Below are 21,242 nucleotides of genomic sequence, written 5' to 3' on the forward strand. Positions count from 1 at the left end.
TCACCGACAACACAAAACCAATGTGGGAGGGGGCTTGCTCCCGATGGCGGCATATCAGCCAATGCAAAGGTGACTGAAGCACCGCTATCGGGAGCAATCCCCCTCCCACAACTTGTCCTGCGGCGTGGCTTAGAGGGCGATCGGTTTACGCCCTGCGAACGAGTGTGCCAGGGTGCCGCCGTCCACCAATTCCAGCTCGCCACCCAGCGGCACGCCGTGGGCGATACGTGAGGTGACCAGGCCTTTGTTGCTCAGCAGTTGGGCAATGTAATGGGCGGTCGCTTCACCTTCCACGGTCGGGTTGGTGGCCAGAATCACCTCGGTAAAGGTGCCCTGCGCTTCAATCCGCGCCACCAGTTGCGGAATGCCGATGGCCTCGGGGCCCAGACCGTCCAACGGCGACAGATGGCCTTTGAGCACGAAGTAGCGCCCGCGATAACCGGTCTGCTCCACCGCGTACACGTCCATCGGTCCTTCCACCACGCACAACAGCGTGTCATCGCGGCGAGGGTCGGCGCATTGCGGGCAGAGTTCTTCTTCGGTGAGGGTGCGGCACTGGCGACAGTGGCCAACGCCTTCCATGGCCTGGCTCAAGGCCTGGGCCAACCGGGTACCGCCGCTGCGATCACGCTCCAGCAGTTGCAGCGCCATGCGCTGGGCGGTTTTCTGGCCGACGCCGGGTAAGGTACGCAGGGCGTCGATCAGTTGGCGAATCAGGGGGCTGAAGCTCATGGGCGAAAGGTCCGACAAAACAACGAGACGCGGTTTATACCCGCGCCCCGGATTAGCGTCAAATGCTCAATCCTGCGCGACGCGTACCACCAACTTGCCGAAGTTGCGTCCTTCGAGCAAACCGATAAACGCTTCAGGCGCCTGCTCCAGGCCATCGACCACGTCTTCGCGGAACTTGATCTTGCCGTCACGTACCCACGGCGCCATGGCGCTGAGGAATTCCGGCTGGCGATCGCCGTAGTCATCGAACACGATAAAGCCCTGGATACGCACGCGCTTGGTCAACAAGGTGCGTTGCAGCGCCGGCAGTCGATCAGGGCCGCTCGGCGCTTCATCGGCGTTATAACCGGCGATCAGCCCGCACAGCGGAATCCGCGCCTTGGGGTTGAGCAGCGGCACCACGGCATCGAACACCTTGCCACCGACGCTTTCAAAGTAGATATCCACGCCCTTGAAACAGGCATGGGCCAATTCATCGGCGAAGTGCTCGCTTTTGTGGTCAATGCAGGCATCAAAGCCCAGTTCATCCACCACGTAACGGCACTTGTCGGCCCCGCCCGCAACCCCCACCACGCGCAGGCCCTTGAGCTTGGCCACCTGGCCCACCACCGAGCCCACCGCACCGGACGCTGCCGCCACCACCAGGGTTTCCCCGGCTTTGGGCTGGCCGATATCCATCAGGCCCATGTAGGCGGTCATGCCCGGCATGCCCAGCACACCCAATGCCATCGACGGACTGGCCAGGCCGTTGGGCACCGGTATCAGGTTGCGACCGTCGCAAACGCTGTGGCTTTGCCAGCCAGTGGAGCCGACCACCAGGTCGCCCACTTCGAATTTCGGGTTGCGCGACTGCTCGATACGGCTGACAGCGCCACCCGTCATCACTTCGTCGATTTCTACCGGAGCGGCGTAGGACGGAGCATCACTCATGCGCCCACGCATGTAGGGGTCGAGGGACAGGTACAGCGTCTTCAACAAGACTTGGCCGTCTGCCAGTTCCGGCAGCGTCACGCGTTCGAGGCGGAAGTTTTCCGGGGTTGGCGCGCCTTGAGGGCGCGAGACGAGAACAATGCGCTGGTTAAGAATCGGTGCTTGAGGCATCGAGGGACTCCTTTATCGATGAGCGAATTCAATGGCATTAAGTGCAGACACTGGCCAAGGCGCCGAGGTTCGTCATAGTTGCCGCCCGGTAGCAAATGCAGAGGGGTGAACAGCCAAAAAAAATGCCAGGCGCGATGCCTGGCATTTCAGTCTAGCTAAGGCTGGCCGATCAGAACGGCAGTTTCATGCCCGGAGGCAGTTGCATGCCAGCGGTCACGCCGGACATTTTGTCCTGGCTGTTGGCTTCGATCTTGCGCACAGCGTCATTGACGGCCGCAGCGAACAGATCTTCCAGCACTTCACGGTCGTCATCACTGACGCCTTCGAGCAGGCTCGGGTCGATGCTCACGCGCTTGATGTCGTGACGACCGGTCATCACCACGCTGACCATATCGCCACCGGCTTTACCGGTGACTTCGGCGTTGGCCAGCTCTTCCTGCATCTTGGCCATTTTTTCCTGCATCTGCTGCGCCTGCTTCATCAGGCCGGCCATGCCACCTTTCATCATGGGAATCACCTCAAAAGTACGTGGATCAATAAGTAGCCCGGGTTATGACGCCTGGGGCACCGGGGCTTCGACAGGTTCAATAGTATCGTGACGGACGACCGCACCGAACTGTTGCATCAATTGCTGGATGAGCGGGTCACCGTGGATCGACTCCTCGGCCTCGCGCTGGCGATTGAGGCGCCGGCGGGTCGCGGCCTGGGCTGGGGTTTCCTGCTCGGGCTTGATCAACTCGATGGCGATGGTCAGCGTGCGCTCGTGGTACTGGTTGAGGGCATCGTTGAGCCGGCGCTGCTGGGTCGTATTGAACAGGGCGCTGTGGGCCGGGTCCAGGTGCAGCACCCAGTGGTCGCCATCGATGGCGATCAGGGTGCAGTTGGCTGCGATGCTACCGGTCATGCCGGAAATCGGCAGTTTCGGGAACAACTCCAGCCATTGCAGGGCCAGGCCGGTGGCTGGCGCCGCAGCGGGTTCCGCTTCGGGTTCGGGGGCAGGCTCGGCAGCGTGCTCACTGGCCAGTTCGTCCAGGTAGCTGTAGGCCGAATCGATGTCCGGCTCGATGTAGTCTTCGTCCAGCGGCGGTTCGTCGTCGAGGTCGATGCCGTGCGTTGCGGCGTCCACCTGGGCGACAGTCGGCTCGGGGGCGGGCGCGCTGACCCACTCCGGCGCGTCCGGCACCACGCTGTCCGGGGTCGGTGTGGGCATCGGCGTTAGCTCGGGCTGCTCGCCGGCGGTTTCCAGCATGGGTTCCACGGCGGGCTCAGCCTCCACCGGGGCATTCCAGGGCAAGTCGACCACCGGGGCCGGGGCTGGCTCGACCACCGGTTCAGGCGCGACCACAGGCGCGACAACCACAGGCTCAGGCTCAGGCACCGGCGCAACCGGCGCAGGTGCAGGTGCAGCAACCACTGGCGCGACCACCGCCGCGCCAGCCACGGGTTTGGCGGAATCAACTGTGGCCTGGCTGATCCCCACTGGCTTTAGCGGCTGTCTCGGCGCGTCTGTCGAGTCGGCGGGCCGGAAGGCCAGCATGCGCAGCAGGACCATTTCGAAGCCGCCGCGTGGGTCCGGCGCCAGGGGCAAATCCCTGCGACCGATCAGGCCCATCTGGTAGTAGAACTGCACGTCTTCGGCCCGCAACGCCTGGGCCAGCGCCAACACGCGGTCGCGGTCGCCGTGGCCGTTGTCGACACCCTCCGGCAGGGCCTGGGCGATGGCGACGCGGTGCAGCACGTTGAGGATTTCCGAGAGCACGCCGTTCCAGTCCGGACCTTGCTCCGACAAGTGGCGCACAGCTTCGAGCAACGCCTTGGCGTCGCCTTCGATCAACGCGTGCAACACGTCGAACACCTGACCGTGGTCGAGAGTGCCAAGCATCGCTCGCACATCGGCGGCCATGACCTTGCCTTCACCAAAGGCGATAGCCTGGTCGGTGAGGCTCATGGCATCACGCATCGAACCATCGGCAGCGCGGCCGAGCAGCCACAGTGCGTCGTCTTCAAACGGCACGTTCTCGACACCCAGCACGTGGGTCAAGTGCTCGACCACGCGCTCCGGGGTCATGTTTTTAAGGGAGAACTGCAGGCACCGCGACAAAATCGTTGCAGGGAGTTTCTGCGGATCGGTGGTGGCCAGGATGAATTTGACGTAGGGCGGCGGCTCTTCCAGAGTTTTCAACAAGGCGTTGAACGAGTGGCTGGAGAGCATGTGGACTTCGTCGATCAGGTAGACCTTGAAGCGGCCGCGGCTCGGCGCGTACTGCACGTTATCGAGCAGCTCGCGAGTGTCTTCGACCTTGGTGCGGCTCGCGGCGTCGATCTCGATCAGGTCGACGAAACGCCCTTCGTCGATCTCGCGGCACACCGAGCAGGTACCGCAGGGCGTCGAGGTGATACCCGTTTCGCAGTTCAGGCATTTGGCAATGATTCGGGCAATGGTTGTCTTGCCGACACCGCGAGTACCGGTAAACAGGTAGGCGTGGTGTAGCCGTTGGCTGTCCAAGGCATTGATCAGAGCCTTGAGCACATGGGTCTGGCCGACCATTTCGCGGAACGAGCGCGGGCGCCATTTACGTGCAAGAACCTGATAACTCATCGAAAACCGTCGCAACTGAGAAGCGGAGCCGGTAATGCTAGCGGAGCAAGGGGGAAATTGCATCCGGCACGCTTGCCTAATCTGACTAAGATTGCCAGATTGGCCATGAAAAGGCCTGAACCCGGAGAGTGTATGCGCGTAGTCCTGGGCGCTTTATGGATGATCACCACGGCCAGCCTGGCGGCGCCCGCACCGTTGCGTTTCTCTGTTTCCGACAGTTGGGCGATGCCCATGGTGCAAGTGGAGGACGGCCGACCCACCCAGGGCATTTTGTATGACCTGATGTTGAGCCTGGCCACCCAGGTCGGCCGCCCGGTCGAGTTCCACGTACTGTCCAGGGCACGCATTGCCAGCGCGATGGCCCATGGCGACATCGATGTGCGCTGTTATGTCGCCCAGGCCTGGCTCAACAATTTGTCTGACGACTACATCTGGAGCCTCCCGCTGCTGGTCCAGCGCAACGTATTGGTCAGCGCTCACAGCCATCCGGTGCAAGTGACCCAGCTGGCGCCGCAGTCGATCGGAACAGTGCTCAATTACCGCTACTCCACACTCGACCCGCTGTTCGCCAACGGCCAATTGAGGCGCGACGACGCCCGCAGCGAAGAGCAGGTGCTGCACAAACTGGTGGCCGGGCGCTTCAAGTATGCGGTGGCCAATGAATGGATCGTCGACCGCTTCAACCAGAACCTGCCGATGGATCAGCGACTGCACAAAGTTGCCATGCTCGAGGAGCAAAGCCTGGGCTGCGTTGTGCGCAACGACCCGGACCTGCCGGTGCAACAAATCCTGCGCACCCTGCTGCAGATGAAAATGTCAGGCGAAATCGACGACATCATCAAGCTGTACACCGGCGAAAACGCAGTGCCCTTGCACGCTCCTGACAAGAACTGACAGGGCCACCTTATAGACTGGGCTCAACCACCCCCGTTCTCAAGGAGCCCCAATGAACACCGTTGCCCATTACTTCCTGCTGTATGTCGACAGCCCCGCCACCAGCGCCAACTTCTACAGCCGCCTGCTGGACAAAGCACCGGTTGAGTTGAACCCTACCTTTGCCCTGTTCATTCTCAATAATGGTGTAAAGCTGGGCCTGTGGTCGCGCCACACCGTGCAACCGGCGGCCCAAGCCACGGGCGGCGGCGGCGAAGTGGGTTTCGCCCTGCCCGACCAGGCGGCCGTGGATACCCTGCACGACCAATGGCTGGAACGTGGCGCCACGATCATTCAGTCACCGACCGTCGTGGACTTTGGCTACACCTTTGTCGCCCAGGATCTCGACGGCCATCGGTTGCGGGCGTTCTGCATGAGCGACTGAGCAGCGCCGCCAGCGTCCTTCCAGGCTGATGGCCGCCACGCTGGCGAGCACGATCACCGCGCCGAGCATCACCTGCCCGGCAAGGTGCTCGCCCAGCAGTGTCGCCGCCATCGCCATGGCCACCGGGGGAACCAAGTACATCGCCACCGATGCACGGCTGACCTCGACATGCTTCAACACGTAGGCCCAGGCAAGGTACGCCAGGGCGCTGGGGAAAATGCCCAGGACCAGCACCGCCAGGTTTTCCGGCCAGGGCGCCTGCGCCACGGCGGCGGGCAGGCCGGGCAGGTTCACGCAGAGCATCAGGGTGCCCGACCACACCATGTAGCACGCCAGGGTCAACGGGCTGTAGCGGTGGGCATAGTGCTTCTGGATGGCGAAATACACGCTCCACGACACCGCCGCCAACAGGATCAACAGACCACGTGGATCGATGTCACCCACACCCTGCTCACCCCAGATCACCACCAGCACGCCGAGCAACCCCAGCACTACGCAGCTCCAGCGCCAGGCGCTGATCCGCTCCTTCAAGCCAAAAAACGCAATCAGTACACTGAACAGTGGCGCCGACTGCGCCAATACACTGGATGCCGCCGCTGTCACCCATTGCTGCCCGTAGTTGAGGCAGGTGTGATGCAGGAACACCCCGAAAAATCCCAGCACCAGCAACCATGGCACATCCCGCAGGCGCGGCTGGCTGATGCCCTGCACCAGCGCCACGCCGCCCATGAACACCGATGCGACCAGAAACCGCACCAACGCCAACTGGCCGGGGTTATAACTGTGCAGCCCCATGTGTACGCCAATCGGCGAATAGGCCCAACAGAGGATCACGCTGGCGATGACTAGCGTAAGCTTTGCGGGTGACGGGGCATTCATCGATGGCATCCAGAAACAGAAAAGGAGTGCCGCCAGTCTTGGCCGGGTCATGCGGCAGGACAATTAAGCGTTTCTGACTTCTGAAATCAGTGGAACTGAGCGATGGAAATGGCCCAACTGAAGATGGTGCGAGCCGTGGCGCAAACCGGCAGCGTGGCCCAGGCCGCGCTGCAATTGCATTGCGTGCCGTCGAACATCACCACGCGCATCAAACAGCTGGAAAGCGAATTGGGCACGCCGTTGTTCATCCGTGCCGGACGCGGGCTGGCGATCAGTGCCGCCGGTGAAATCTTCCTCGATTACTGCGAGCGCATCCTGGCACTGGTGGACGAATCCAAACGAGCGGTGGGCGCCAATGCGATCCCGCGAGGCACCTTGCGTATCGGCGCGGTGGAGTCCAGTGCCAGCGGCCGGCTGCCACCGCTGCTGGCGGAATACCATCGACGCTATCCCGACGTCAGCCTGGAACTGGTGACGGGTGCCTGGAGCCAACTGCTCGACGACCTGCAACACCACCGCCTGGACGTGGCGCTGGTAGCCGCCGGCAACACACGCGCCAAGCTCGAACACAGCGTGGTCTACAGCGAACGCCTGGTGCTGATCGCCAGCCCCTCCAGCGCGCCGATCAACGGCGCCGAGGACCTGGCAGGACGCACCCTACTGGTCTGGCCGCCCGGCTGCCCTTATCGCGCAGCCCTGGAAAACTGGGTCAAACCCCACGACCTCAAGCCGGCCATCGCCAGCTACGCCAGTTGGGGCACGATCATCGGCTGCGTCAGCGCGGGGATTGGCGTGGCATTGGCGCCGGAGGGCATTCTGGCGCGCTATGAGCAGACCAGTCAGTTGGCCTCGTACCGATTCGAAGAACTGGCGGCCGTGGATAACCTGCTGTTCTGGCACAAGGACACGCAGCGGCATCTGGCCAGGGATGCGTTCGCGGGGCTGCTGCGCGAAACCTTCGGCCAACACTGATCAAACATCAGTTTTTCGGGGCGGCCAATCGCGCGTACTGATCCGGGCTGATCCAGCCGGTGAACGACCGATCCTGAGCATTGACGAACTCGACCTGGGCCCAGCCATCCTTGAAGGCCAGCACGCGACCACATCAGGCTGCGCAATAAAATACCGGCAGACGGCTGAAAGGAAGACAAAGGGGGTTGAAACAGAAGGGGTACTACAAGGAGGAGCGTTATGGAGGCAACCCCACCAGCCACACCCCGGCACACAATGTTCCCGCTGTGGCTGCTGCCTTCCGGCTCTGACCAGGTTCACGGGTAATCGTTGCGGGGGGACCGATGGGGTCACCATAACGACGCTCGCCTCTCGGCAAGCCGCGCCATTGTACCCATCTCATCGGAAGTTACAACCATTGGTGCGGGATTAAAAAATCAAGAGGTTCAAGCACTTGCCATAGCCGTCAGCATTCCCCCTGCCACACGGGTTCATGACTGTGCCTGTAGGACCTCATCCGCCCTGCCGCCCTCTTCCTGGATCACCAGGTGAATGAAGTGCAGCTTGGCTATCACTGCCGGTGGCAGTACGAAGGGGTAGAAATCCGGCTGGCCCATGGCGCGGGACAGTTCGTTGAGCATGCCGGCGAGTTCGATCCAGGCGTTGACGAACGACAGGAACGCCGCGCCGCCGGGGTGTTCGGGGTCATAGAGGCTGGCGAGGGGGAACGGCTGGTAATCCAGGTCCATCTCGCGGGCGCTCATGCCGAAGCCCAGGGCGGTGTCGACGGCGTCCATCATGTGCAGGTAATGCGCCCAGGTTTCGGCCCAGTCTTCCCAGGGGTGCATGGTGGCGTAGGCGCTGACGCAGGTGTGTTGCCAGTCCGGGCGCGGGCCGTTCTGGTAGTGTTGGTCGAGAGCGTCGGCGTAACTGGCGCGTTCGTCGCCGAACAGGTTGCGAAACGGTTGAAGCCAGTGGCTGTTGGCGATCAGCCGATCCCAATAGTAGTGGCCGACTTCATGGCGAAAGTGGCCAAGTAAGGTGCGGTACGGTTCACGCATCTGCACGCGGATTTTTTCGCGGTGGGCGTCGTCGGCTTCCTTGATGTCGAGGGTGATCAGGCCGTTGGCATGGCCGGTGGTCGGCGCGTTGCCTTCCAGGTCGATGCCGACGAAGTCGAAGGCCAGGCCGTTGTCTTCGTCGACGCTTTTGGGCACGACGTGCAGGCCCAGGCTGATCAGTTGCGCCACCAGCCGGCGCTTGGCGGTTTCGACTTTGCACCAGCGCTCGGGGTTTTCGGGGATCGACAGGTCGGGAATGGTGCGGTTCAGGCTGCACGCCACGCACAGCGAGCGGGTGCTGTGGGCGCGAATCAGCCAGTTGCAGGCGGCCGGGCTGTCGAGGTTGGCGCAGCGGCGGAAAGCGCCGGCATCGAGGTTGTCATCCAGCAGCCAGGTGTCGGCGACCGGACCCGGTTGCAGCGAGGACAGACGGCTTTGTTGCGGGTGGTAACCCAGCAGCGCCGCGCAGGCCAGGCACTGGCTGTTGCGAAAGAACAACGACTGGCCACACCGACACTGCCAGACCTTGCTGTTGCGCGAGGATTCGACCATGAACGGTGCGGCGATGCGCGAACTGAGTTGTTCGAAGAAGCGGTACATAGCGATCTCTCCCGGGGCGACCAAGACTAGATCATTTCGCGCTCGGGATCGTTCCACTTTCTTCGAAGGGCTGCTTCGCAGCCCAACGGGAACAAGAAATCGTCAGACAGTGATGTTGTGCCGGGCTAGAAAGTCCACGAAAGCGGCTTCGTCCAATACCTTCAGGCCCAACTCACTCGCCTTGGCCAGTTTTGAACCGGCACCCGGCCCGGCCACTACACAATACGTCTTCGCCGACACCGAACCGGCCACCTTGGCGCCGAGGCTTTCGAGCTTGTCCTTGGCCACGTCACGGCTCATCAGTTCCAGGGAGCCGGTCAGCACCCAGGTGTGCCCCGCTTCCGGCAAGCCTTCGATCACTTTCTTCTCGCTCTGCCAGTGCATGCCGAAGTCCTTGAGCTGCTGCTCGATGGCCAGGGCAAGGTTGGCGTGGTCGGGGTTATCGAAGAACTCGCGCACGGCCTTGGCCTGCTTCTCGGGCAGTGCCTGGCGCATATCGAGCCAGTCGGCCTTGATCACGCCGTCGAGGGAGCCGAACTTGTCCGCCAGTTTCTGCGCGGCGCCAGGGCCAACGCTGGGCACGTTGAGCTTGTCGAGCAAACCGCCGAGGGTGGTGCTGGCGGCGAACTCGGCGCTCAGGTCGCCTTGTTCCTGCAGTTGCAGGCCGCATTTGTCCGGCGCCAGCAGCGCGCCGATCACGTCCTGGTTGTGGCGGTCTTCAAAGAAGCTGTGGATCTCGTGCGCCACTTCCAGGCCCACGTCCGGCAAGTACGTCAGCACTTGCGGCAACGCGCGCTGCACGCGCTCCAGGGACGCCAGGGAGCGCGCCAACACCTTGGCGGTCTCCTCGCCCACGTCGGGAATGCCCAGGGCGTAGATGAAGCGCGCCAGGGTCGGCGTCTTGCTGTGTTCGATAGCGCTGATCAGCTTCTTGCTGGAGACATCGGCGAAGCCTTCCAGGTCGATGATCTGTTCGTACTTGAGCGTGTAGAGGTCGGCCGGCGAGGCGATGAGCTTTTCATCCACCAATTGCTCGATGGTTTTGTCGCCCAGGCCGTCGATATCCATCGCCCGGCGCGAGACGAAATGGATGATCGCCTGCTTGAGCTGCGCGCCGCAGGCCAGACGGCCGACGCAGCGGTACACCGCGCCTTCGCTGACGGTTTCCTTGCCCTTGCTGCGTTTGACCAGTTGGGTGCGCTCGACATGGGAGCCGCACACCGGGCAGTTTTCCGGGATATGGACCGCGCGAGCGTGTTCCGGGCGGCGCTCGGTGACGACCGATACGACCTGCGGGATCACGTCCCCGGCGCGGCGGATGATCACGGTGTCGCCGATCATCAGGCCCAGGCGCGCCACTTCATCCATGTTGTGCAGGGTGGCATTGGACACGGTTACACCCGCGACCTTGACCGGCTTGAGGCGCGCCACCGGGGTGACGGCGCCGGTACGGCCGACCTGGAACTCCACGTCGAGCAGCTCGGTCAGCTCTTCCATGGCCGGAAATTTGTGCGCGATCGCCCAACGCGGTTCACGGGCGCGAAAACCCAGCTCGCGCTGGGACGCAATGCTGTTGACCTTGAACACCACGCCGTCGATTTCATAGGGCAGGCTGTTACGCCGCTCGCCGATATCGCGGTAGTAGTCCAGGCATTCCTGGATGCCCTTGGCCAACTTCAGCTCATGACTGATCGGCATGCCCCATTTCTGCAACTGCTGCAGATTGCCGATGTGGGTGTCGCTGATGTCCGCCGTCACCTGGCCAATGCCGTAGCAGCAGAATTCCAGCGGGCGACTGGCGGTGATTTTCGAATCCAACTGGCGCAGGCTGCCGGCGGCGGCGTTGCGCGGGTTGGCGAAGGTCTTGCCGCCGACTTCCAGTTGCGAGGCGTTCAGGCGCTCGAAACCGGCCTTGGACATAAACACTTCGCCGCGCACTTCCAGGGTCGCCGGCCAGCCGCTGCCGTGCAGTTTCAACGGGATATTGCGCACGGTGCGCACATTCACGCTGATGTCTTCGCCGGTGGTGCCATCGCCCCGCGTAGCGCCGCGCACCAGTTCGCCGTCTTGGTACAGCAGGCTGACCGCCAGGCCGTCCAACTTTGGCTCGCAGCTGTATTCCACGGCGGCGCCGCCGCCAAACAGATCGCCCACCGGCAGGTCGAGACCTTCGGTAACCCGGCGATCGAACTCGAGCATGGTGGTTTCATCGAAGGCGTTGCCCAGGCTCAGCATTGGAATCTCATGCTTGACCTGGGTGAACGCCGACAACGCCGCACTGCCGACCCGCTGCGTCGGTGAATCACGCGTGACCAGCTCCGGATGCTCGGCCTCCAGGGCCTTGAGCGCTTGGAACAAGCGGTCGTACTCGGCGTCCGGAATGCTCGGTTCGTCGAGGACGTGATAACGGTAGTTGTGCTGATCCAGTTCAGCGCGCAGTTCGAGGATGCGGGTGTGGGCGGCGGTCATGGGTGTTCTCTCATAAAGCAAAAGAGCAGCCGAAGCTGCTCAAATGTTGGTGCGCTTGATTCTATCGACAACGCTTGAGACCAGGCCTCAGCGTTTCTGTGTCAGGGCGCGACGCTCGAACTCGACGATGCGCTGACGGTAGTGTTCGATGGTCTGGGCGGTCAGGACGCTGCGCTGGTCGTCCTTCAGTTCGCCGTTGAGCTCCTGGGACAGCTTGCGCGCTGCAGCGACCATCACGTCGAACGCTTGTTTCGGATGACGCGGACCTGGCAGGCCGAGGAAGAAGCTCACCGCGGGCGTGCTGAACAGGTCGATATCGTCCAGGTCGAAGGTGCCTGGCTTGACCGCGTTGGCCATGGAGAACAGCACTTCGCCATTACCGGCCATGCTTTCGTGGCGGTGGAAGATATCCATCTCGCCAAAACGCAGGCCGCTTTCCAGGATGTTCTGCAACAGTGCCGGGCCCTTGAAGCCGGCGGCGTCGCGGCAGATCACGCTGATCACCAGGACTTCTTCGGCGGCCGGCTGATCGTTTACCGATTGACGCGGCGCGCTTTTGGTCGGGCTCTCGTCAGGGAAGTCGTCATCGCGGCTGCTGAAGCTCGGGCCGTCATCCACGCCCAGGTTCAGGTCGCCCTGATGCGGCTCGGCGGCGGCACTGCCGCGCTTGCCACGCTTGGAGGACGGTTCGCGGGCTTCGCGCAAAGGTGCGCTCATGGACGGCAAGTCGTGCTCGTCCAACTGCGGTTCCTTATGGGTATCCAGCACACGGGGCGGCCCCAGCAGTTCCGCACCGGCGTCGTCGTCGGGCAAGTTGGACAGGTTGCGGTCCAGACGGAACTTGAGCTTACCCTTGCCACCGCGCATGCGGCGCCAGCCATCAAAAAGAATACCGGCAATGACAATAATGCCGATGACGATCAGCCACTCGCGCAGACCGATTTCCATGTAATCCCGTGCCTCTAATAAAAAATGCTGAAAAATAAGGGGTTTAGCACCGTGCAAACCGCTTTAAAACGTGGCGCCAACTCTATGTTCTGACTGACGTTTTGCCCACGCATACGAAAAATTGACATTAAACTAGCACGACCAAAGATAACTTTACACCGTCTGTCAAAATGCCTTGAACAAATATGTCCATTTGCCACTTTCGTCAGACCGGTAAACCGCCCTACATCGAGCTGAAAATCTTCGCTGCAGGCGCGGATCAGGATTCCACCATCGCCATCGCTTCTTCGACATCCACCGCCACCAATCGCGAACAACCCGGCTCGTGCATCGTCACCCCCATCAACTGATCCGCCATTTCCATGGCGATCTTATTGTGGGTGATATAGATGAACTGCACGGTCTGGGACATCTCTTTAACCAGGCGTGCGTAACGTCCTACGTTAGCGTCATCCAGTGGCGCGTCAACTTCGTCGAGCATGCAGAACGGCGCCGGGTTCAACTTGAAGATGGCAAACACCAGGGCCAAAGCAGTCAGGGCTTTTTCGCCACCGGACAACAAATGGATGGTGCTGTTCTTCTTGCCCGGAGGCCGCGCCATGATCGTTACCCCTGTATCGAGTAGATCTTCGCCCGTCAGTTCCAAGTAAGCGCTGCCACCACCGAAAACTTTTGGGAATAACGCCTGTAAACCGCCGTTAATCTGATCAAAGGTATCTTTGAAGCGGTTGCGGGTTTCTTTGTCGATCTTGCGGATCACGTTTTCCAGGGTGTCCAGGGCTTCCACCAGATCGGCGTTCTGGGCATCCAGATAACGTTTACGCTCGGACTGTTGCTGATATTCGTCGATGGCGGCGAGGTTGATCGCGCCGAGTCGCTGAATACGCGCGGCAATCCGCTCAAGTTCTTCTTCGGCGTCTTTCTCGTTGGCCTGGGCGGTCAGGGTGTTGAGTACGCCATGCAGGTCGTAGCCGTCTTCGAGCAGTTGGTCCTGCAGGGTTTTGCGGCGCACGGTCAGGGCTTGCCATTCCATGCGCTGTTGTTCGAGCTGGCCGCGAATCAGCTGGGATTGCTGCTCGGCCTGGGTCCGGCGTTTTTCCGCTTCGCGCAGTTCGCGGTCGGCATCTTCCAGGGCGATTTGCGCGGTCTTGAGCTCTTCGTCGACGGTCATACGCTTGTCGAGCAGTTCTTCGAGCTTGAGCCGCAACTCTTCCAGGGGCGCTTCGCCCTCCTCCAGGTTAAGGCTCAGTTGCTCGCGCTTTTCGGTCAGGCGCTCGGACTGCATCTCCAGGCGCTCCAGGGCCTGGCGCGTGGAGTCGTGCTGGGCGCGCAGGGAGCCAAGGCGCACCGCCAACTGATGGGCATGGTCCTTGTGCTGGCGCGCTTCCTGGCGGACCCGGTCGAGGCGTTCGCGCAGGCTGTCGCGCTGGGCCAGCAGCAGTTCGCGCTGTTCGGTGTCGAGGGCCATGCTGTCGAGGGCTTCCTGCAATTGCAGGCGCGCTTCGCCGATCTGTTCGTGTTCGAGAGCGCGCTGCTCGCCCATCTCGGCCACTTCTTCGTCGAGGCGAGTGCGGCGCAGGGTCAGTTGCTCGGCCTTGGCCTTGCTCGCCGAGAGCTGGGCTTTCAATTCGCCCTGCTGGCGCGCTTCGTCCTGCAACAGGCGGCGCAGGTGTTCGCGGCCGGTCTCTTGCTGACGCTGGGTGGCGCGCAGGGTTTGCAGTTCGGTTTCCAGGCTTTCCAGGGTGGCTTCACGTTCTTCACGCTCGGCGATCAGCTTGACGATTTCCTGGCCACGGGCCAATACGCCGCTCTGCGCTTCACTGGCGCGGCACACCCGCAGGAAGTGGCGGCCAACCCAATAGCCGTCGCGGCTGATCAGGCTTTCGCCGGTGCCCAACTGACCGCGTTGGGCCAGGGCCTGCTCCAGGGACTCCACCGGTTTGATCTGGCCCAGCCACGGCGACAGGTCAATCGCGGCCTCGACTTTATCCAGCAAACTGCCCGGCACACGGGTGCCATCGGCGGCAGGACTGAGCAAGCGCAGATCGCCCTGGGCAAAGCCGGCCAGGTCGAAACCGGCAAAATCATCCACCAGCACCGCTTGCAGGTCGGCGCCGAGCACGGTTTCCACCGCCAACTCCCAACCCGCCTCGACCTTCAAGCCCTCCGCCAGGCGCGGGCGCTCGGCCAAGTGCTGGTCGCGCAGCCATTCGGCGGTGCCGGTGCCGGGGTCCAGCGCGGCTTGCTGCAAGGCTTCGAGGGACGCCAGGCGCCCGTTGAGGCGCTGCAAATCGCCCTGGGCCTGTTGCTGGGCCTGGGTCGCCTGTTGCAGTTGCTGACGCAATTGCTCCAGGCGTTCCACTTGCTGTTCTTCACTGGCTTCCAGCTCTTCGAGAGTCATTTCGCTTTCGGCGAGTTGCTCGCTCAGCGTCATGATCGCCGCGTCTTCCGGGTCGGCGGCGAGCAACACGCGCTCTTCCTGCAGACGACGCTGGCGCTCGGCCAGGCGCTCCATGCTGGTTTCCAGTTGCTGGATGCGCGACTGCTGCACCTCGGCCTGGCGGCGCGGCTCGGCGGAGCGCAGGTTGAAGGTGTCCCACTGCTCCTGCCAACCGTGCATGGTGGTCTCGGATTCTTCCAGGGTGGCGGCGGCTTCTTCGGCGGCGGCGCTGGTGATTTCCTGTTCGGGGGTGAGCATGTCCAGCTCTTCGCCGAGGGTCAGCAGCAAGGTGCGGTCGTGACCGAGGTGGGACTCGGTCTCCAGGCGCGCACGCTCGGCTTCCTTCAGATCATCCTGCAACTGGCGCAGACGCTGCTGGCCGTGCTGGATGCTCTGCTCGACCCGGGCGATGTCGCCGCCCACCGAATAGAAGCGGCCCTGCACCAGATTGAAGCGCTCGGACAGATCATGATGACCGTCGCGCAGGCGCTCGATGCTGGCGTCGGCGTTGCGTTGATCGGCCACCAGGGCTTCGAAGCTGATTTCCTGAGTGCCGATAATCGCTTCGCGCTGGCCGACCTGATCGTTCAGCGCCTGCCAGCGCAGGGCCGACAGTTGCGCCTTGAGCTGGCGTTCTTCGCCCTTGTATTCCTGATACTTCTCGGCGGCCTGGGCCTGGCGGTGCAGGCGCTCCAACTGGCGCTCCAGCTCGTCGCGCAGGTCGGTCAGGCGGGCGAGGTTTTCATGGGTGCGACGGATGCGGTTTTCAGTCTCGCGGCGGCGCTCCTTGTACTTGGAGATGCCGGCGGCTTCTTCGATAAAGTTACGCAGGTCTTCGGGCTTGGCTTCGATCAGCTTGGAGATCATGCCCTGCTCGATGATCGAGTAGCTGCGCGGGCCGAGGCCGGTGCCGAGGAAGATATCGGTGATGTCCCGACGGCGACACTTGGTGCCGTTGAGGAAGTAACTGTTCTGGCTGTCGCGCGTCACTTTGCGGCGGATGGAGATTTCCGCGTAGGCCGCGTATTCGCCGACCAGGGTGCCGTCGGAGTTGTCGAACACCAGTTCGATGCTGGCCTGGCTCACCGGCTTGCGGCTGGTGGAGCCGTTGAAGATGACGTCGGTCATCGACTCGCCACGCAGGTTTTTCGCTGAGCTCTCGCCCATCACCCAGCGCACGGCGTCGATGATGTTCGACTTGCCGCAGCCATTGGGCCCGACCACCGCCGCCATGTTACTGGGGAAGTTCACCGTGGTCGGGTCGACGAAGGATTTGAACCCCGCCAGTTTGATGCACTTGAGCCGCACGCTTAGACGTCCGCCAACGCAGCGATCACCAGCGAGCAACTGCGCTGGCCGTAGGCCGACAGCACCTGGCGAATCTGCGGCAAGTCACGGGCGAGCACGGCGGCGAGCAGTTGCGCGAACAGCGCGAGGTATTCGCTCATGGAGGCCTTGCGTTGATCCAGGGCCAGGTAGTAGGCGCGGTTCATTGCCGGCTGCAGGTTCTCGACGGTTTCCTGCAAGTACGGGTTGTTGGCGAAGGGGTACGCAGCACGCATCACGTTGAAGCATTCTTCGACAAACGAGCGGATGTCCTGGCGTTCGAAATTGCTCACCAGGCGCTGCTGGATCTGCACGAACGGCGCCATGTCGGCCTGGGTCCGCCAGCCCTGCGCCACCGCATTGCCGAGCAGGATGTACAGCTCGGCCATCAGCGTACACAGGCTCTGCACCTTGTGCGCCGTGAGTTCGGTGACGTGGGCGCCACGGCGCGGCAAGATCGCGATCAGGTGGCGACGTTCAAGGATCAGCAAGGCTTCACGCACGGAACCACGACTGACGTTGAGCGCCAGCGTGACCTTCTGTTCCTGTATCCGCTCCCCAGGCTTGAGATCGCCGCGAATGATACGTTCGGCGAGGTGGTGAGCGATTTGCTCGGCGAGACTGTCCGGCGCCTTGAACGTCATGTTTTTCCTTCAAAATCTTCTATCGGTACAAGCGCGGCAGTGTAGCGCAAATGCCCGCTGATGGCGCTCGGCCCACGTTCAACAATTTGGCATGAAATAAGCAGCAGTGAACAGCCAGAAGTCCCCAAAAACGCCGGTTCCAGAAGACTGGACCATAATTGAACGTGTTGCGGCCGCATTTTCTTGACCCAAAGGTCAGAAACTCGTTGACCGAAAAGTCAGACATGACTAGATTCGGCGCAAAGCGGTTAACAACAATAATGAGTCTGCGAGGCCTTCCGTGATCCAGTTTTTACTTAACCAGGAACTCCGTAGCGAGCACGCCCTGGACCCCAACCTGACCGTGCTCAACTACCTGCGCGAGCATGTGGGCAAACCCGGCACCAAGGAAGGCTGCGCCAGCGGCGATTGCGGCGCCTGCACCGTGGTGGTCGGTGAACTGCACAGCGATGAGCAAGGCGCCGAGCGCATTCGCTATCGCAGCCTCAATGCCTGCCTGACGTTTGTGGCGTCGTTGCATGGCAAACAACTGATCAGCGTCGAAGACCTCAAGCATCAGGGCCAACTGCACAGCGTGCAACAGGCCATGGTGGAGTGCCACGGCTCGCAATGCGGCTTTTGCACCCCCGGTTTTGTGATGTCGTTGTTCGCCCTGCAAAAGAACAGCGACGCCCCCGACCGCGAGAAAGCCCATGAAGCCCTGGCCGGTAACCTCTGCCGCTGCACCGGTTATCGCCCGATCCTCGCCGCCGCTGAACAGGCCTGCGGCAACAACCCCCAGGATCAGTTCGACAGCCGTGAGGCCCAGACCATCGCCCGTCTCAAGGCCATCGCGCCGACGCAAACCGCTGAACTCAACAGCGGCGACAAACGCTGCCTGGTGCCGCTGACCGTCGCCGACCTGGCCGACCTCTACGACGCCTACCCCCAGGCCCGCCTGCTGGCCGGCGGCACCGACCTGGCGCTGGAAGTCACGCAGTTCCACCGCACGCTGCCGGTTATGATCTACGTCGGCAATATCGACGAGATGAAGCGCATCGAGACGTTCGACGATCGCCTGGAAATCGGCGCCGCCGCCGCCCTCTCCGATTGCTATACCGCGCTGCACCACGAATACCCGGACTTCGGCGAACTGCTGCAGCGCTTCGCCTCCCTGCAAATCCGCAACCAGGGCACCTTGGGCGGCAACATCGGCAATGCCTCGCCGATCGGTGATTCGCCGCCGCTGCTGATCGCCCTCGGCGCGCAGATCGTGCTGTGCAAGGGCAACGTCCGGCGCACCCTGGCGCTGGAAGATTACTTCATCAACTACCGCGTCACCGCGCGCCAGGACAGCGAGTTCATCGAGAAGATCATCGTGCCCAAGGGCCACGCGCGGTTCCGTGCGTACAAGGTATCCAAGCGCCTGGACGATGACATTTCCGCAGTGTGCGCGGCGTTCAACCTGAAGATCGATAACGCTGTGATCAGCGACGCCCGCGTTGCCTTCGGGGGCATGGCCGCCACGCCAAAACGCGCCAAACACTGCGAGACCGTGCTGATCGGCGCCCCCTGGAATGCCGCCACCGTGGAGCAAGCCTGCGCCGCCCTGGCCGAGGATTTCACTCCGCTGTCGGACTTCCGCGCCAGTAAGGAATACCGCCTGCTCAGCGCACAAAACCTGCTGCGCAAATACTTCATCGAACTGCAAACGCCGCACATCGAGACTCGGGTGACCGCTTATGTCTAACCACCACGCCGTGGCAAAAACCCAGGCCGAACTGGCCGAACTGTTTGCCCAGGACCTGACCTGCGGGGTCGGGCGCAGCGTCAAGCATGACAGCGCCGCCAAGCACGTCTGCGGCGAAGCGCAGTACATCGATGACCGCCTGGAATTCCCCAACCAGTTGCACCTGTATGCGCGCCTGTCCGACCGCGCCCACGCGAAGATCCTGCGCATCGATACCGCGCCCTGCTACGCCTTCGACGGCGTGCGCATCGTCATCACCCACGAAGACGTGCCAGGGCTCAAAGACATCGGCCCGCTGCTGCCGGGTGATCCGTTGCTGGCCATCGACACCGTGCAGTTCGTCGGCCAGGTGGTGCTCGCCGTGGCCGCCCGCGACCTGGAAACCGCGCGTAAAGCGGCGCTGGCCGCGGTGATCGAATACGAAGACCTGGAGCCGGTGCTGGACGTGGTCGAAGCCTATCGCAACCAGCACTTCGTGCTGGACAGCCACACCCATCAACGCGGTGATTCGGCGGCGGCGCTGGTGGCCGCGAAGCACCGCATCCAGGGCACGCTGCATATCGGTGGCCAGGAACACTTCTACCTGGAAACCCAGATTTCCTCGGTCATGCCGACCGAAGACGGCGGCATGATCGTCTACTGCTCCACGCAAAACCCCACCGAGGTGCAGAAGCTGGTGGCCGAAGTGCTGGACGTGTCGATGAACAACATCGTCGTCGACATGCGCCGCATGGGTGGCGGCTTCGGCGGCAAGGAAACCCAGGCCGCCAGCCCGGCGTGCCTGTGTGCGGTGGTCGCGCACCTTACCGGGCAGCCGACCAAGATGCGCCTGCCGCGCGTCGAAGACATGCTGATGACCGGCAAGCGCCACCCCTTCTATATCGAATACGACGTGGGCTTCGACGACAGCGGTCGACTGCACGGCATCCAGCTGGAGCTGGCAGGTAACTGCGGCTGCTCGCCGGACCTGTCGAACTCGATTGTCGACCGCGCCATGTTCCACGCCGACAACGCGTATTACCTGGGCGATGCCACGGTCAACGGCCATCGCTGCAAGACCAACACCGCGTCCAACACCGCCTATCGCGGCTTCGGTGGCCCGCAAGGCATGGTCGCCATCGAAGAAGTGATGGACGCCATCGCCCGCCATCTGGCCCTCGACCCGCTGGCCGTGCGCAAAGCCAACTATTACGGCAAGACCGAGCGCAACGTCACGCACTACTACCAAACCGTCGAGCACAACCTGCTCGAAGAGATGACCGCCGAGCTTGAGGCCAGCAGCCAATACGCCGAGCGCCGCGAAGCGATCCGCCGCTACAACGCCCACAGCCCGATCCTGAAAAAAGGCCTGGCGCTGACCCCAGTGAAATTCGGCATCTCCTTCACCGCCAGCTTCCTCAACCAGGCCGGGGCGCTGATCCATATCTACACCGATGGCAGCATCCACCTGAACCACGGCGGCACCGAGATGGGCCAGGGCTTGAACACCAAGGTTGCGCAAGTGGTGGCCGAGGTGTTCCAGGTGAACATCGACCGTGTGCAGATCACCGCCACCAACACCGACAAGGTGCCCAACACCTCGCCGACCGCAGCCTCCAGCGGTGCCGACCTGAACGGCAAGGCCGCGCAGAACGCCGCCGAAATCATCAAGCAACGCCTGGTTGAATTTGCCGCACGCAAATTCGAGGTGAGCGAAGCGGACGTGGCATTCCACAACGGCCATGTGCGCGTGCGCGAGCAGATCCTGAGCTTTGAAAGCCTGATCCAGCAGGCGTATTTCGCCCAGGTGTCGTTGTCGAGCACCGGCTTCTACAAGACCCCGAAAATCTTCTACGACCGCAGCCAGGCGCGCGGTCGGCCGTTCTACTACTTCGCGTTCGGCGCGGCCTGCTGCGAAGTGATCGTCGATACCCTGACCGGCGAATACAAGATGCTGCGCACCGATATCCTCCACGATGTGGGCGCCTCGCTGAACCCGGCCATCGACATCGGGCAGGTGGAAGGCGGCTTTATCCAGGGCATGGGCTGGCTGACCATGGAAGAGCTGGTATGGAACGACAAGGGCAAGCTGATGACGAACGGCCCGGCCAGCTACAAGATCCCGGCCGTTGCCGACATGCCCCTGGATTTGCGCGTGAAGCTGGTGGAAAACCGCAAGAACCCGGAAGACACGGTGTTCCATTCCAAGGCCGTGGGCGAACCGCCGTTCATGCTCGGGATTGCTTCGTGGTGCGCGATCAAGGATGCAGTGGCGAGCCTGGGCGACTATCGCCACCAGCCGAACATCGATGCGCCGGCGACGCCTGAGCGGGTGTTGTGGGGGTGTGAACAGATGCGGAAGTTGGCTGCTGCGAAGGCGGTTGAGGCTGAAACCGAGATGGCTTCGCTTTGAATCGAGGTGCTGCCATCGGGGGCAAGTCGAATCGTCGCACCGCCCCTCCCACA

The 21,242-nt window shown here is 62.4% G+C and carries 15 protein-coding genes and 1 other RNA gene; 5 read left to right on the forward strand and 11 right to left on the reverse strand.

The features are described 5' to 3' along the window. Positions 1-129: 129 nt before the first annotated feature. The 4 genes from recR to dnaX all read right to left on the reverse strand — a co-directional run bounded on the left by recR (position 130) and on the right by dnaX (position 4,432). Positions 130-732 (reverse strand): recombination mediator RecR, encoded by a 603-nt coding sequence (gene recR, locus ACS5Q8_RS21145; RefSeq protein WP_017845247.1) that lies wholly within the window; start codon positions 730-732, stop codon positions 130-132. Positions 733-798: 66 nt separating this feature from the next. After that, positions 799-1,833 (reverse strand): NADP-dependent oxidoreductase, encoded by a 1,035-nt coding sequence (locus ACS5Q8_RS21150; protein ID WP_276194305.1) that lies wholly within the window; start codon positions 1,831-1,833, stop codon positions 799-801. Between the two features lie 169 nt (positions 1,834-2,002). Further along, positions 2,003-2,341, reverse strand: a complete 339-nt coding sequence (locus ACS5Q8_RS21155; RefSeq protein ID WP_017527493.1) for a YbaB/EbfC family nucleoid-associated protein — start codon at positions 2,339-2,341, stop codon at positions 2,003-2,005. 42 nt (positions 2,342-2,383) lie between these two features. Then, positions 2,384-4,432, reverse strand: a complete 2,049-nt coding sequence (gene dnaX, locus ACS5Q8_RS21160) for a DNA polymerase III subunit gamma/tau (RefSeq protein ID WP_465159380.1) — start codon at positions 4,430-4,432, stop codon at positions 2,384-2,386. A 132-nt stretch (positions 4,433-4,564) separates the two neighbouring features. Between dnaX and ACS5Q8_RS21165 the strand changes: the two genes are divergently transcribed. Both ACS5Q8_RS21165 and ACS5Q8_RS21170 read left to right on the forward strand, forming a co-directional pair. Beyond that, positions 4,565-5,326 carry a substrate-binding periplasmic protein gene (locus tag ACS5Q8_RS21165; RefSeq protein ID WP_276194308.1) on the forward strand — a complete coding sequence of 254 codons (762 nt, stop codon included), beginning with the start codon at positions 4,565-4,567 and terminating at the stop codon, positions 5,324-5,326. Between the two features lie 52 nt (positions 5,327-5,378). Then, positions 5,379-5,750 (forward strand): VOC family protein, encoded by a 372-nt coding sequence (locus ACS5Q8_RS21170; RefSeq protein ID WP_276194309.1) that lies wholly within the window; start codon positions 5,379-5,381, stop codon positions 5,748-5,750. Here ACS5Q8_RS21170 and ACS5Q8_RS21175 read toward each other — a convergent pair. Continuing rightward, the gene (locus tag ACS5Q8_RS21175) at positions 5,664-6,629 is read right to left on the reverse strand and encodes a DMT family transporter (RefSeq protein WP_276194310.1); all 966 of its coding nucleotides are present in this window, start codon (positions 6,627-6,629) and stop codon (positions 5,664-5,666) included. The genes ACS5Q8_RS21170 and ACS5Q8_RS21175 overlap by 87 nt on opposite strands. A gap of 102 nt (positions 6,630-6,731) precedes the next feature. Here ACS5Q8_RS21175 and ACS5Q8_RS21180 point away from each other — a divergent pair, with 102 nt between their 5' ends. Beyond that, a complete protein-coding gene (locus ACS5Q8_RS21180) occupies positions 6,732-7,601 on the forward strand; it encodes a LysR family transcriptional regulator (protein ID WP_443695212.1) in 870 nt (289 codons plus the stop codon). A 229-nt stretch (positions 7,602-7,830) separates the two neighbouring features. Here ACS5Q8_RS21180 and ffs read toward each other — a convergent pair. The 6 genes from ffs to ACS5Q8_RS21210 form a co-directional block, all read right to left on the reverse strand. After that, an RNA gene (gene ffs / locus ACS5Q8_RS21185) (signal recognition particle sRNA small type) lies at positions 7,831-7,927 on the reverse strand. Positions 7,928-8,071: 144 nt separating this feature from the next. Continuing rightward, positions 8,072-9,241, reverse strand: a complete 1,170-nt coding sequence (locus ACS5Q8_RS21190; RefSeq protein WP_276194311.1) for a zinc-binding metallopeptidase family protein — start codon at positions 9,239-9,241, stop codon at positions 8,072-8,074. Positions 9,242-9,343: 102 nt separating this feature from the next. Beyond that, on the reverse strand, positions 9,344-11,710 hold the full coding sequence (gene ligA / locus ACS5Q8_RS21195) for an NAD-dependent DNA ligase LigA (protein WP_276194312.1): 2,367 nt from the start codon (positions 11,708-11,710) through the stop codon (positions 9,344-9,346). Between the two features lie 87 nt (positions 11,711-11,797). Further along, positions 11,798-12,658: a cell division protein ZipA gene (zipA, locus tag ACS5Q8_RS21200; RefSeq protein WP_276194313.1), complete on the reverse strand. Its 861-nt coding sequence runs from the start codon at positions 12,656-12,658 to the stop codon at positions 11,798-11,800. Positions 12,659-12,917: 259 nt separating this feature from the next. Next, positions 12,918-16,406 (reverse strand): chromosome segregation protein SMC, encoded by a 3,489-nt coding sequence (smc, locus tag ACS5Q8_RS21205; protein ID WP_443698800.1) that lies wholly within the window; start codon positions 16,404-16,406, stop codon positions 12,918-12,920. 2 nt (positions 16,407-16,408) lie between these two features. Further along, positions 16,409-17,068 (reverse strand): GntR family transcriptional regulator, encoded by a 660-nt coding sequence (locus tag ACS5Q8_RS21210; protein WP_247405719.1) that lies wholly within the window; start codon positions 17,066-17,068, stop codon positions 16,409-16,411. Positions 17,069-17,348: 280 nt separating this feature from the next. Between ACS5Q8_RS21210 and xdhA the strand changes: the two genes are divergently transcribed. Together xdhA and xdhB are read left to right on the forward strand one after the other, a co-directional pair. Next, the gene (xdhA, locus tag ACS5Q8_RS21215; protein ID WP_465159381.1) at positions 17,349-18,797 is read left to right on the forward strand and encodes a xanthine dehydrogenase small subunit; all 1,449 of its coding nucleotides are present in this window, start codon (positions 17,349-17,351) and stop codon (positions 18,795-18,797) included. Continuing rightward, positions 18,790-21,189, forward strand: a complete 2,400-nt coding sequence (gene xdhB / locus ACS5Q8_RS21220; RefSeq protein ID WP_276194316.1) for a xanthine dehydrogenase molybdopterin binding subunit — start codon at positions 18,790-18,792, stop codon at positions 21,187-21,189. The genes xdhA and xdhB overlap by 8 nt, the downstream gene beginning before the upstream one ends. Positions 21,190-21,242: the final 53 nt, after the last annotated feature.

The sequence above is a fragment of the Pseudomonas sp. PAMC25584 genome (genome assembly GCF_058135675.1).

Excerpts from the sequence above, each read along its gene's own strand:
- recR (WP_017845247.1), bottom strand. The coding sequence starts at position 732 with ATGAGCTTCAGCCCCCTGATTCGCCAACTGATCGACGCCCTGCGTACC.
- ACS5Q8_RS21150 (WP_276194305.1), bottom strand. The coding sequence starts at position 1,833 with ATGCCTCAAGCACCGATTCTTAACCAGCGCATTGTTCTCGTCTCGCGC.
- ACS5Q8_RS21155 (WP_017527493.1), bottom strand. The coding sequence starts at position 2,341 with ATGATGAAAGGTGGCATGGCCGGCCTGATGAAGCAGGCGCAGCAGATG.
- dnaX (WP_465159380.1), bottom strand. The coding sequence starts at position 4,432 with ATGAGTTATCAGGTTCTTGCACGTAAATGGCGCCCGCGCTCGTTCCGC.
- ACS5Q8_RS21165 (WP_276194308.1), top strand. The coding sequence starts at position 4,565 with ATGCGCGTAGTCCTGGGCGCTTTATGGATGATCACCACGGCCAGCCTG.
- ACS5Q8_RS21170 (WP_276194309.1), top strand. The coding sequence starts at position 5,379 with ATGAACACCGTTGCCCATTACTTCCTGCTGTATGTCGACAGCCCCGCC.
- ACS5Q8_RS21175 (WP_276194310.1), bottom strand. The coding sequence starts at position 6,629 with ATGAATGCCCCGTCACCCGCAAAGCTTACGCTAGTCATCGCCAGCGTG.
- ACS5Q8_RS21180 (WP_443695212.1), top strand. The coding sequence starts at position 6,732 with ATGGAAATGGCCCAACTGAAGATGGTGCGAGCCGTGGCGCAAACCGGC.
- ACS5Q8_RS21190 (WP_276194311.1), bottom strand. The coding sequence starts at position 9,241 with ATGTACCGCTTCTTCGAACAACTCAGTTCGCGCATCGCCGCACCGTTC.
- ligA (WP_276194312.1), bottom strand. The coding sequence starts at position 11,710 with ATGACCGCCGCCCACACCCGCATCCTCGAACTGCGCGCTGAACTGGAT.
- zipA (WP_276194313.1), bottom strand. The coding sequence starts at position 12,658 with ATGGAAATCGGTCTGCGCGAGTGGCTGATCGTCATCGGCATTATTGTC.
- ACS5Q8_RS21210 (WP_247405719.1), bottom strand. The coding sequence starts at position 17,068 with ATGACGTTCAAGGCGCCGGACAGTCTCGCCGAGCAAATCGCTCACCAC.
- xdhB (WP_276194316.1), top strand. The coding sequence starts at position 18,790 with ATGTCTAACCACCACGCCGTGGCAAAAACCCAGGCCGAACTGGCCGAA.